Annotated in this window: 10 protein-coding genes; 9 read left to right on the top strand and 1 reads right to left on the bottom strand. The window is 37.4% G+C overall.

Going from position 1 to position 12,414, the window contains the following annotated elements; all coding sequences use genetic code 11:
• The first annotated feature begins 47 nt into the window (after positions 1–47).
• The 5 genes from ACFYKX_RS15560 to ACFYKX_RS15540 all read left to right on the top strand — a co-directional run bounded on the left by ACFYKX_RS15560 (position 48) and on the right by ACFYKX_RS15540 (position 5,005).
• Complete coding sequence (locus ACFYKX_RS15560; protein ID WP_389361984.1) at positions 48–1,241, top strand: bifunctional 3,4-dihydroxy-2-butanone-4-phosphate synthase/GTP cyclohydrolase II; 1,194 nt, start codon at positions 48–50, stop codon at positions 1,239–1,241.
• A gap of 39 nt (positions 1,242–1,280) precedes the next feature.
• Entirely contained in the window at positions 1,281–1,745 is a 465-nt protein-coding gene (gene ribH / locus ACFYKX_RS15555) for a 6,7-dimethyl-8-ribityllumazine synthase (protein WP_389361983.1), read from the top strand.
• A gap of 354 nt (positions 1,746–2,099) precedes the next feature.
• Positions 2,100–3,341 (top strand): EAL and HDOD domain-containing protein, encoded by a 1,242-nt coding sequence (locus ACFYKX_RS15550; protein WP_389361982.1) that lies wholly within the window; start codon positions 2,100–2,102, stop codon positions 3,339–3,341.
• Between the two features lie 249 nt (positions 3,342–3,590).
• Positions 3,591–4,577: a diaminopimelate epimerase gene (gene dapF / locus ACFYKX_RS15545; protein WP_389361981.1), complete on the top strand. Its 987-nt coding sequence runs from the start codon at positions 3,591–3,593 to the stop codon at positions 4,575–4,577.
• Positions 4,578–4,603: 26 nt separating this feature from the next.
• Positions 4,604–5,005: a hypothetical protein gene (locus ACFYKX_RS15540; RefSeq protein ID WP_389361980.1), complete on the top strand. Its 402-nt coding sequence runs from the start codon at positions 4,604–4,606 to the stop codon at positions 5,003–5,005.
• Positions 5,006–5,025: 20 nt separating this feature from the next.
• On the opposite strand, the gene ACFYKX_RS15535 is transcribed toward ACFYKX_RS15540, so the two are convergent.
• Entirely contained in the window at positions 5,026–6,855 is a 1,830-nt protein-coding gene (locus ACFYKX_RS15535) for a DNA ligase D (protein WP_389361979.1), read from the bottom strand.
• A gap of 191 nt (positions 6,856–7,046) precedes the next feature.
• On the opposite strand from ACFYKX_RS15535, the gene ku reads away from it, so the two are divergent.
• The 4 genes from ku (at position 7,047) to ACFYKX_RS15515 (ending at position 12,263) form a co-directional block, all read left to right on the top strand.
• The gene (gene ku / locus ACFYKX_RS15530; protein WP_389361978.1) at positions 7,047–8,003 is read left to right on the top strand and encodes a non-homologous end joining protein Ku; all 957 of its coding nucleotides are present in this window, start codon (positions 7,047–7,049) and stop codon (positions 8,001–8,003) included.
• Between the two features lie 332 nt (positions 8,004–8,335).
• Positions 8,336–8,881: a glycerol-3-phosphate responsive antiterminator gene (locus tag ACFYKX_RS15525; RefSeq protein WP_389361977.1), complete on the top strand. Its 546-nt coding sequence runs from the start codon at positions 8,336–8,338 to the stop codon at positions 8,879–8,881.
• Positions 8,882–8,909: 28 nt separating this feature from the next.
• On the top strand, positions 8,910–10,400 hold the full coding sequence (glpK, locus tag ACFYKX_RS15520) for a glycerol kinase GlpK (protein WP_389361976.1): 1,491 nt from the start codon (positions 8,910–8,912) through the stop codon (positions 10,398–10,400).
• Positions 10,401–10,583: 183 nt separating this feature from the next.
• A complete protein-coding gene (locus ACFYKX_RS15515) occupies positions 10,584–12,263 on the top strand; it encodes a glycerol-3-phosphate dehydrogenase/oxidase (protein WP_389361975.1) in 1,680 nt (559 codons plus the stop codon).
• Positions 12,264–12,414 lie beyond the last annotated feature (151 nt).

The raw sequence follows: 12,414 nt of genomic DNA, 5'->3' as shown, positions 1-12,414 counted from the left end.
GTTTCTAGCTATTATGAACCAGAGCCTAAAAGAAAGAGGTGTCTTTCATGTTTAATACGATAGAAGAAGCGATTAAGGACTTAAAAGAGGGTAAGATAGTTATCGTTTGTGATGATGAAGATCGCGAAAATGAAGGAGACTTTGTTGGTATTGCAGAGTTTGTAACTCCCGAGATGATTAATTTCATGGCAAAAGAGGGAAGAGGACTCATTTGTACACCAATTGAAGAATCACTAGCTGAAAAGCTGGATCTGAGTCCAATGGTTGAAGTAAATACAGATAGCAAAGGAACAGCATTCACTGTGAGTATTGATCATGTCGATACAAAGACGGGAATTAGTGCATTCGAAAGATCTTATACAATTGAGAAATTAATGAACGAACAAGCAACTGCTAGTGAGTTCTCCCGTCCGGGACATATATTCCCGTTAGTTGCAAAACAAGGTGGGGTTCTAAGAAGAGCAGGGCATACTGAAGCGGCCGTAGATTTAGCGAGGCTTTCTGGAGCGAAACCAGCTGGAATCATTTGTGAAATCATGAATGATGATGGCACAATGGCCCGTGTAGATGATCTTACTGTTATAGCGGAGAAGTTTGACTTAAAAATGATTACCATAAAGGATCTAATCGAATATCGCTTAGATCATGATTCCTTGATTAAAAAAGAGATTGAAATTCAACTTCCTACAGAGTTTGGTGATTTTAAAGCTGTTGGTTTTACCAACACATTAGATGGAAAAGATCATATGGCCTTAGTAAAAGGAGAAATTACTGCTGATGAGCCTGTTCTTCTGAGAGTTCATTCTGAGTGCCTAACAGGTGATGTATTTGGTTCATACCGTTGTGACTGTGGACCTCAGCTAGAAGCAGCCCTTGCGCAAATCGAACAGGAAGGAAAGGGAATTCTTCTTTATATGCGTCAAGAAGGAAGAGGAATTGGTTTGCTTAACAAGTTGAAGGCCTATAAGCTCCAAGAAGAAGGTTACGATACAGTAGAAGCAAACCATAAGCTCGGATTTAAAGATGATTTAAGGGACTATGGTGTGGGTGCCCAAATATTAAGGGCGCTTGGTGTTAGAAAAATGCGTCTGCTCACAAACAACCCTAGAAAAATTGCTGGGTTAGGTGGTTATGGCTTAGAGGTAGTTGAACGAGTTCCGCTCCAAATGCCAGCAAAAGAAGAAAATGAAAAATACTTACAAACGAAAAAATCAAAGTTAGGACATTTACTTTCATTTTAATAATCCCATAATAGATGACCAAGAGGAGTGTATGATTTTATGAAAAAAGTATTAGAAGGTAATTTAGTAGGAACTGGCTTAAAGGTTGGAATTATTGTTGCACGTTTTAATGAGTTTATTACAAGTAAGTTACTTAGTGGTGCTGAGGATGCTCTAAAGCGCCACGGGGTAAATGATGAAGATGTAACCGTTATGTGGGTACCAGGTGCATTTGAAATTCCACTTGCAGCTAAGAAGTTAGCAGAGAAAGGTGAGTTCGACGCCATCATTACTTTAGGAACTGTTATTCGAGGAGCTACACCTCACTTTGACTTTGTAAGCAGTGAGGTCGCAAAAGGCGTAGCAAACACGGGATTACAAAGCGGTGTTCCAATTATCTTCGGAGTATTAACAACAGATTCAATTGAACAAGCCATTGAAAGAGCAGGAACAAAAGCAGGAAACAAAGGTTGGGAAGCAGCTGTTGGAGCCATTGAAATGGGTAACCTGTATCGTCAGTTTTAATTTTTCTAATTGACAGCCTTTAGTAAATCTAAAATACATTCATTAAAAATATATTTCAAAAAGAGTATCTTGTAAAAAAGGTACTCTTTTTAATTTGGGTGTATGGACCTATAAAAGATTTTAAGGAAAAAGACCATAAAAATTGAAAAAAATTAACATCTTTACATATTTCGACAACATCTTTTGGTCTATTTAGTTAAAATAAACGTATATTATTCCTATTTTTCATTTAATTATTGAAATAGTTTGTTTTAGTTATTAGTATGAATATAGGACTAAAGTCATTTAATGTTTGATTTTTAAATTAAATACCTAATAAGGTTTATAAAAAGAAGTAAATGTCGGGGGTCAAAAATGGAAGTATATGTAGCTAGGCAGCCAATTTTCAATATAAGCGAAGAGGTATTTGGATACGAGCTTCTGTATAGAAGTAATGAAGAAAACTCTTTTCCTAATATAAACGGGGATCAAGCTACTGCAGATGTTATCATTAATAGCTTCCTGAATATAGGTATTGATGAACTCTCAAATGGGAAGCCTTGCTTTATTAATTTCACAGCAAATCTTCTTCAATTGCGCTTGCCGACATACTTTAGACCTCGTGAAATTATTGTTGAAATCCTTGAGAGTGTAGAACCTAATCAGGAACTGATTGAGATTTGTAAGGAATTAAAACAACTAGGGTATCAAATTGCCCTAGATGACTTTGTGTTTAATGATCAAAATCCTTACTCTTATCAATTAATTAAATACGCTGATATTATTAAAGTGGACTTCCTTCATACGCCAAGAGAGATGCGCGAGACAGTTGAAACGTTCGCAAAAACATTAAAGCTAAAAATGGTTGCAGAAAAAGTAGAAACGAGAGAAGCATTTGAGGAAGCGAAGGAACGAGGGTATCACTACTTTCAAGGATATTTCTTTGCGAAACCGACCGTCGTATCTACTCATGATGTTCCAACCTATTTTCAATCCTATTTTGATATTATCCATAATCTCTCCATGACGGAGCCTAGTATTGATATCATCTCAGAATTGATTGAGAGAGACGTCTCGTTGTCTTACAAACTATTGAAACTTATTAATTCTCCTGCATTTCGTCCAAAGCACAAAATCAATTCAATTAGACAAGCAATTGTACTTTTAGGCTTAATTGAAATTCAGAAATGGATATATGTCCTAGCAGTCCGTGAAAACACGACAGATAAGAAGGAACTTGTTAAAGAGACAATCAACTTATGTTTAACGCGGGCTAAAATGTGTGAATCCGTTCAAAAGTTGAGGAAAAAAACAGCAGTAACAGCAGGTTACTTTATGACAGGAATGTTTTCATTAATGGATTCTATCATAGGGGTTCCAATGGAAAAACTCCTTCAAGATTTACCGCTTCAGGACGAAATTGTTGAAGCGTTAAAAGGGAATAGCAATCAATTTAGAGAAGTCCTTGATCTCGTCATTGCTGTGGAACGAGCTGAGTGGTGTGTGATAAGTGAAAAGTGTCAAACACTACAGATAGAAGAAAAGGATCTGTTTCTACTCTATGCAGACTCGATTAGTTGGACTAGAGATTTGATATTATCAGAAGTAACCTCATAATTTGCCTAACACTTGTCAAAAAATTGGCAAGTGTTTTTAGGTACTTTTATTGTAACTCGTACATTTGTAAATTAGAAGATAACACCGTAGGGAGAATATGACAGATAGGTGACATTTATCACAAATAATCAATGAACGAATACAAAAAGTGTTCGCTTTGTTCATGCTACGTTTTTTCCATTGAACAATACAATATTTTATGGCACTCTTAAATATATCATTTTGAAAACTTCTCGGAGGTGCAAGCCATTGGAAATCGAACTTATTAAATGTCATGGATCAGGTAATGATTTTCTACTAATAGATGAAATCTCCAACAATTATTCATTTACCGAAGTACAGCGTGCTGAACTTGCAAAAACACTTTGTAATCGTGAAAAAGAATTGGGGGCAGACGGAATTCTATATGTGATGAAAAGTGACAAAGCAGACGGGAGAATGCGCGTATTCAACACAGATGGATCTGAGGCATCCATGTGCGGAAACGGTCTTCGTTGTGTGGCACGTTATGTTTGTGAACTTTTAGAAAAAGATGAAGCCCTTATTGAAACCATGAAAGCAGATTTACTCGTAAAAAAAGAACAAGATGTTTACGAAGGAATTCCAACTTACTTGGTAGAAATTTCTCCGGTTTCTTTTAAGCTAGAGGATTTACCTTTACACTTAAATCAAGACACATTATTAAATGAAAAAATCCCATCACTCTCTGAACAATTAATATTCACTGCATTAGCTGTTCCAAACCCTCATCTTGTCTCCATTGTGGAGAAGCAAGATGTTGAATCTACTATTCAAAAAGAGTTAAGTGAGTTTGTTAACGGTCCTAATGAGTTATTCCCAGATGGGGTAAATGTTAGTTTTGTAAAACCACTCAAAAAAGGTCATATCTATGTTCGCACCTTCGAAAGAGGAGTAGGGTTCACGAATGCTTGTGGTACGGCCATGTCAGCTTCAACTCTTGTTACTTGTTTAAGTGGATTAAATGATTTCGAACAATCTGTAGAAGTATACAATAATGGCGGTAAGGTTAGATGTATCGTTCATAAGTTGAATGAGGAAACATTCAAAATTGATTTAATTGGCAATGCCACTTATGTGTATTCGACACTAGTGGACGTAGATCCCGATAATCCAACTACTTTCACTTGTGGAATGAAAAATGAATACTTGGACGAAAATGTGTTGTATTCAAAATTACAAGAAGATGTTAAGCAGTTCTTACAGGTAAATATGTAAGTAAGCTTGCCTAAAGAGGGATATTCATGTTATTTGAAACGATAATCGAACTATCGGTTAGAGCTGTTGGAGGATTCGTTGAAATTACTCTAATGTCATATGAACCAAAGTCAAGAGCAGAGAAAGTTCAAAAGCAGTTGGAGTCTTACCAGGGGAAAAGAGTCAAGATTAGAACGGGTGAAGTACTTCTTGGTGGGAAATTTCGGTTCGACGAGGTGCTTGACGTTGAGGCGTTTCATTCTACGTTAGACGGTGAAAATCTAAAATTAATAACAAATCAAGAACTTAAAACGACTATTACCATTCAAGGCAAATCAATTTCTAGATTTTATACGGGGAAAAAAAGCAATGCCCGCATTTGTATTAATACAAACGGAGTAGATTACTTAATTGAAGATGTAATGTTACAAGAATCCCTACAAAAATAAAGAGAGCTACAGTGCTCTCTTTATTTTTGTTGTTTTAGAAATTCAAGGACAGGGGAAAAATTTTGTTCTTCTTTGGCCTGGAAAAAAGATCTGAATGGGTCGCCGTGCTTGTTGATTCTTTTTAACATATTTGTCACTTGAAAATCCTCCATCCGCAAATCTTCACTTACCTCTTCCCAAAATAAAGGAGCAGCAATGGTTGCCTGTTTATTCCCTCTTGCCGAATAGGGAGCTATTATGGTTTTTCCCTCTGCATGCTGGATGTAATCAACATATAAGCGGTTACCTCTGTTCTTTTTCAATCGTTCAATCGTAAAAGACTCAGGCTCCTTAGATATAAGATACTCTGCAACAAATTCAGTGAACAATCTAGTGTCGCCATAGGTATATGTGTTCTCTGGTAATGGAATATATACTTGAAGCCCCTTATTCCCAGAAGTTTTAATAAAGCTAATGAGACCCAAGTGGTCTAGAACCTCTTTAATATAATTCGCAGCTTTGATAGCTAAATGGAAAAAGTCTCTTGAAGGTGGATCTAAATCAAATACAATCTCGCTAGGACCGTTGCTTGAAATGGTTTGAAAGGGAATATGAAATTCGAATGAAATTTGATTGCCCAACCACAAAAGTGTTTTTAAGTTATTACATACAATGTAATTAATCCCCTCATGAACCTCTGTACTGACAAAATCAGGTGCGTAATCGGGACAATTCTTTTGGTAGAAGGCCTCCCCAAATATCCCGTGCGGATAACGAATAACGGTCAATAATCTATTTTTTAGAAACGGAAGAAAGTAAGGGGACACCTCTCTTAAATAATGAATGAAGTCCATTTTTTTGACAGGGGGTGTTTCCCATAATGGCTTGTTAGGGTGAGTAATATCCACATCGGTAGGAAGGTTCTTTTGCTGCTGTATAAAATCTTCGTACTTACAATCCTTTGGTGTGAGATCGAACCGAAACCTTTCAAAATGAGGTTCCCGCATTTGCCCCTCATACATTTCTAAGTACTTAAGTTCCAGACAAATAGCTGGTTCTACATGGGTAAATTGTTGATCCTCACCCGTTTTATTTTGTTTAATAATTTGTGCTAAAGCCTGCTTCTCATCTGGTTTTATCCCAAATAAAAATAATCCAATTGGATGGATTTGATTTTCATTATAAACTGCAACATGAAAATACCCATTTGATTTCTCGTATGCAGTAACAAAACAAGAAACATATTTCCAATTTTTATATTTTAACCAAAGTGTGCTTCGCTTCCCTTCCTCCCACTTGTTTTTTAATTGTTTTGCAACAATTCCTTCTCCGTCATGAAGAACAACTTTCTCCCAAATTTCATCAAAGGACGTATAGGGAGGGATTAATTGTAGCAGTTGATTGCTTTTAGGGTCGGGAGTCGTTGGAAGGTTTATATCGTTAAATAAATCTTCAAGAATTTCTTTCCTTTTCGTATAAGCTTCATTTGTTAAGCTCTTTCCCTTTACCTTTAAAATATCAAATATTAATAACTTGCATGGTGAGTGTTTAGCTTTTTCTATAATTCGTTGCTCAGAACGCATTCTTCCTCTGATTTGAATACTTCCAAAGTTAGCCTTATAAGTGTTTTCTAAAGAAACAAGCTCTCCGTCAAGTATCAAGGGAAGGTATGGCTTGAACGTTTCTTTATTGTTGAGTAAATAGGAATGAATTTCTGGAAAAATTTCAAGAAGTGACTTTTCGTTCCTACTTGTCAGACGAATATCTTCATCCCACTCCAAGAATGCTCGAAATCCATCGTACTTTACTTCGTACATCCAGTCCTTACCAGCCGGAACATCAAAAGTAAGGCTTGGTAACATCGGTTTCAAAAAAATCAATCCTCTCATGTTAGATGAATGTATTCATAAGATTGCCAACGCCTATTAAAAGTACTCAGCTTATCATTGGGAGATAATTCTCGTCCGTTATTTAAACCGTTTGAGTTACCAAAAGTTTATTAGCATGTTCGTCTTGTCTTCACACAAATTAATAATAAACTTAAAAAGAATGGAGAATTTATATGCACACGATATGGAAGGGAAGCATAAGCTTTGGGCTTGTTAATATCCCCATTAAACTACATGCTGCTACAGAGGATAAAGATATAAAGCTTCGCACTTTGCACAAAGAATGTCATTCTCCGATTAAATACGAGAAGGTTTGTCCCGTATGTGAAGTGGAAATCGGAACTGAAGATATTGTTAAGGCTTATGAGTATACAAAGGGTAAATTTGTTGTTTTAGAAGATGAGGATTTAGAAAGCTTGAAAAAGGAAAATGAAGAAAAAGCGGTTGAAATCATTGACTTTGTTAAAATGGAGCAAATTGATCCGATTTATTTTAACAGAGGTTACTTTATGTCTCCAAATGAAGGCGGAGGTAAAGCTTATTCCTTATTAAGAAAAGCTTTAGAGACTTCTGAAAAGGTTGGATTGGCTAAGATTATCATCAGAGCAAAGGAGCAACTAGCTGTAATACGTGTCTACAATAACACATTAGTTATGGAAACCATCCATTATCCGGATGAAGTAAGGTCAGCTGGGGATGTTCCGAATGTACCTGCAGAAGATAAAGTAACAGAGAAAGAACTCGAAACAGCCATCATGCTCATTGACCAATTAACCACTGAATTCGAGCCTGAAAAATACACAGATGACTACCGAACCGCATTGCTAGACCTTATTGAGGCAAAGAGAACTGGTCAAGAGATTGTGACACCGGTGGAAAAAGAACCAAAAGCAAACGTTACAGACCTCATGGCAGCACTTCAGGCATCTATAGACAAAACCAAACCAAAACGAGAACCAACGACCGCCCTAAAGAAAGAGGCTACTACTACAAAAAGAACAAAGAAAGACAAAGAAGTAGTGGTTGAAAATACAACTGCACCAACAGAAGCTACGACCGTTACTCCAGCAACAGCTCCAACGAGGAAAAGAAGAACGACCGCGAGAACAAAAGAAAAGAAACAAGCGTAAACAAAGGTGTTGGCTCCTTTATAGGGCATGGGTGTTATGAAGGATAAAATCATAAAAATAAGATTACAAATTGTCCTTCATCGGCCTTGATGAAGGACAATTTTCATTAGATAATTTTGACTCTGTCTTTCATGCGTTTTGTTCAATCCGGAAATCCTCCAGATACATATGTTACTCGTTTAACCTAGTAATTCGGTTATCTGTCTAAATGCTTTTATAAACTAAATCATGGAAAAATGTTCAGATTTTTGTCAATATATAATAAACTTAAAAAAGTGTTGTACTAGTATGGAATCTTTTATTAGGTTTTATTGGAACAAAGGAGTGAGGGAATGGATCAAAAAATACTACCTGCATCAGCAAGTATGAAAGAATTCGAACGGTTTTTAAATAGTCCTTATGAAATTGGTGTATTCTTAGACTTACATATAGCACAGTTGAAGAACGTGAACCAAATGGCGCAGTCTTATGGTAAGAAAATGATTTATCATGTAGATTTGATTCATGGAATCAAAAATGATGATTATGCAACAGAATATATGTGCCAAGAATTTAAACCATATGGCCTAATATCTACAAAATCAAATGTGATATTAAAAGCTAAACAAAAAGGGGTTATTGCAATTCAGAGGATGTTTCTCATTGACTCCCATGCATTGGAAAAGAGTTATAAGCTTGTTGAGAGAACAAAACCTGACTATATTGAAGTTCTTCCTGGAGCGATGCCTTGGATGATTAAAGAGGTAAAAGAGAGGCTGAATACACCAATTTTTGCTGGTGGTCTCATACGTGAAGAAGACGAAGTACATAATGCACTTAAAGCAGGAGCCACTGCCATTACAACATCCAAGACGGAGTTGTGGGATTTATTTCTATAAAAAGTTGCATTTCAAAGGGGAGAGGGAAATGGAAAAATTTATTTTATCTCTAGATCAAGGAACGACAAGTTCTAGAGCAATTTTATTTAACAAAAAAGGTGAGATCACGCATGTGGCTCAAAAGGAATTCACGCAGCATTTTCCGAAACCGGGCTGGGTTGAACATAATGCGAACGAAATCTGGGGGTCCATTTTGGCGGTCATAGCGAGTGTCCTTTCTGAATCAAATGTTAAGCCTGAGCAGATTGCTGGAATCGGCATTACGAATCAACGAGAGACCACAGTTGTTTGGGATAGAGAAACTGGGCAACCTGTTTATCATGCAATTGTTTGGCAATCTAGACAGACGAGTGATATATGTCTTGTGTTGAAGGAAAAGGGCCATGATCCGTTATTTCGTGAAAAAACTGGCCTACTTATAGATGCTTATTTTTCTGGAACGAAAGTAAAATGGATTCTTGATCATGTCGAAGGAGCACGGGAGAAGGCTGATGCAGGAAAGTTACTATTTGGAACCATTGATACTTGGTTAATTTGGAAACTCTCAGGCGGGAAAGCTCACGTGACGGACTATTCAAATGCCTCAAGAACGTTAATGTACAATATTTTCGACCTTAAGTGGGATAAAGAGTTACTCGATATCCTAACTATTCCAGAATCCATGCTACCTGAGGTAAAATCTTCCTCTGAAATCTATGCGAATACGGCGAGCTATCATTTCTTTGGTCAAGAAGTTCCTATTTCGGGAGCGGCAGGTGATCAACAGGCAGCTTTATTTGGCCAAGCATGCTTTAAACAGGGAATGGCGAAGAACACTTATGGAACTGGATGTTTTATGTTGATGAATACCGGGGAAAAGGCTGTTAGGTCTAAACAAGGCTTATTAACGACCATTGCATGGGGACTAAATGGGAAGGTTGAGTATGCGCTTGAGGGGAGTATCTTTGTTGCTGGATCAGCCATCCAATGGCTTCGCGATGGTTTAAGAATGTTAAAGCATGCAAGTGATAGTGAAAATTATGCCAAAAAAGTGGAAAGTACAGAAGGTGTTTATGTGGTACCTGCTTTTGTTGGACTAGGAACACCTTATTGGGATAGCGAAGTAAGGGGTGCCGTATTTGGTTTAACTAGAGGAACCTCTAAGGAACATTTTATCCGTGCTACTCTAGAGTCTTTGGCCTATCAGACAAAAGATGTTCTGTCCGCAATGGAAAGTGACTCTGGAATAAAATTGAAAACCTTAAGAGTTGATGGGGGAGCAGTGAAAAATAATTTCCTAATGGAGTTTCAAGCGGATTTACTCGATGTACCTGTAGAGAGACCTACTGTCAACGAAACGACTGCTTTAGGTGCTGCTTATTTAGCGGGATTAGCGGTAAACTTTTGGAACGGTCAAGAAGAGATTTCCAGTCAATGGGCCATTGATGATACATTCAAACCTAAAATGGAAAATGGCAGACGAGAAGAGCTCTACAGCGGCTGGAAGAAAGCAGTAAAAGCGACTATGGCTTTTAAATAAGCAAAAGAATACCTCGAATAAAATAAATTGTTTTCCATTTCCACAAATTGGTGGTATAATGAAAGTAAGTTAATAGCTCGGTAGGAGAATGGGAGAGACCACAATAACATTATCGTCTTTACGGTAGTGCGTTTGTGGTCTCTTTTTTTGTTTTTCCGAATAAACTCTCCGGAGGGATCATTCATGAACTTTTCAAACAAAAATCGAGAAGATATGATAACAAAGTTGAAGACTGAAAAATTTGATGTGTTAATAATAGGTGGTGGGATTACAGGAGCTGGAATTGCTCTAGATGCATCGACAAGAGGCATGAAAACAGCGCTTGTGGATATGCAGGATTTTTCGGCTGGTACATCAAGCCGCTCAACTAAACTCGTACATGGAGGTTTACGTTATTTAAAACAATTTGAAGTAAAAATGGTGGCGGAAGTTGGAAAAGAAAGAGCGATCGTTTATGAAAACGGACCTCACGTGACAACTCCGGAATGGATGCTTCTCCCATTTCATAAAGGAGGCACATTTGGAAAGTTTAGTACTTCTATTGGATTGAGAATATATGATTTCCTAGCAGGAGTTAAGAAGTCAGAGAGAAGAAAGATGTTAAGTCCTAGTGAGACACTTCAGAAAGAACCTTTGGTGAAAAAAGAAAATCTTAAAGGCGGTGGCTATTACGTAGAATACCGTACAGACGATGCAAGGTTAACATTAGAGGTAATGAAGTCAGCTTTCGCTAACGGGGCAACAGCCTTGAACTATACGATGGTTGAAGAGTTGCTATATAAAGATGGAAAAGTGGTTGGTGCACTTGTAAGAGATCAAGTAACCCAACAAACGTATGAAATATATGCTGAAAAGATTGTGAATGCCACAGGACCTTGGGTGGACAGTGTTCGTGAAAAGGATCAATCTAGAAACGGCAAAACGTTGAAGCTTACAAAAGGGGTGCATATTGTTATTGATCAATCTAGATTCCCATTAAAACAAGCTGTCTACTTTGACACGCCTGATGGGAGGATGGTATTCGCCATTCCTAGGGAAGGAAAAGCATATGTTGGGACTACAGATACATTTTTTGATGAAGATATTACTAACCCGACGATGACTTCTGATGATCGGCAATATGTTATGGATGCGATTAATTATATGTTCCCAGAATTAAATATATCTGAAAATGATGTTGAATCTAGTTGGGCTGGAGTGAGGCCATTAATCTGGGAAGAGGGGAAAGACCCTTCAGAAATATCTAGAAAAGATGAAATCTGGGAATCTGATTCAGGGTTAATCACAATTGCAGGTGGAAAATTAACGGGTTATCGTAAAATGGCAGAAATGATTGTTGACTTACTGGCAGATAAATTGAAAAAAGAAAATGGTAGATCCTATACAACCTGTAAAACGAGAACGATGCCAATATCAGGTGGAAATGTTGGTGGTTCAAAAAACTTTCCTTCATTTATCTCTAGACAGGTAGCCGATGGCTTGCAACTAGGATTAACGAAAGACGAGGCAAAGCATATCGCCTCTATGTACGGATCAAACGCTCCAGAGGTCTTTAAAATGATTGAAAATCATAGAGAAAAAGCAAATGAATACGGACTTCCTATTCTACTATTTGCAAAATTGCACTACTCACTTGAGCAAGAAATGGCGCTCACACCTTTGGATTTCTTTAATAGAAGAACGGGAGCTATACTGTTTGATATAGATTTAGTAAAGAAGCATAAAGAAAAAGTCATCAAGTATATAAATGATTATTTTAATTGGAATGTGGAAAAAAGAAATAGTTACAGTAAGGAATTAGAGACAGAAATATTAAATGCGACCATCCCCCGCGATAAACAACATAACGAAAGGCTGGCCTAAACTCTCCTACTGGGAGAGTTTTTCTTATGTTCGCCCAGCATGGGCGAACTCTAACGGGTGAAAGTCCCGAGTATGACCAAGTAGCGGTAAGTACATAGCTGAAAGCAAGGGTGTCCACGGTGACGTGGAATCTGAAGGAAGCTCGAGGCAA

The sequence above is a fragment of the Cytobacillus spartinae genome, from assembly GCF_042865285.1.
Taxonomy (GTDB): domain Bacteria; phylum Bacillota; class Bacilli; order Bacillales; family Cytobacillaceae; genus Robertmurraya_A; species Robertmurraya_A spartinae.
Note: the sequence above shows the minus strand (reverse complement) of the source record. Positions and strands in the feature narration are given on the sequence as shown.

Coding starts and splice junctions, on each gene's coding strand:
- glpK (WP_389361976.1), top strand. CDS start 8,910: ATGGAAAAATTTATTTTATCTCTAGATCAAGGAACGACAAGTTCTAGA.
- ku (WP_389361978.1), top strand. CDS start 7,047: ATGCACACGATATGGAAGGGAAGCATAAGCTTTGGGCTTGTTAATATC.
- ACFYKX_RS15560 (WP_389361984.1), top strand. CDS start 48: ATGTTTAATACGATAGAAGAAGCGATTAAGGACTTAAAAGAGGGTAAG.
- ACFYKX_RS15525 (WP_389361977.1), top strand. CDS start 8,336: ATGGATCAAAAAATACTACCTGCATCAGCAAGTATGAAAGAATTCGAA.
- ACFYKX_RS15550 (WP_389361982.1), top strand. CDS start 2,100: ATGGAAGTATATGTAGCTAGGCAGCCAATTTTCAATATAAGCGAAGAG.
- ribH (WP_389361983.1), top strand. CDS start 1,281: ATGAAAAAAGTATTAGAAGGTAATTTAGTAGGAACTGGCTTAAAGGTT.
- ACFYKX_RS15515 (WP_389361975.1), top strand. CDS start 10,584: ATGAACTTTTCAAACAAAAATCGAGAAGATATGATAACAAAGTTGAAG.
- ACFYKX_RS15540 (WP_389361980.1), top strand. CDS start 4,604: ATGTTATTTGAAACGATAATCGAACTATCGGTTAGAGCTGTTGGAGGA.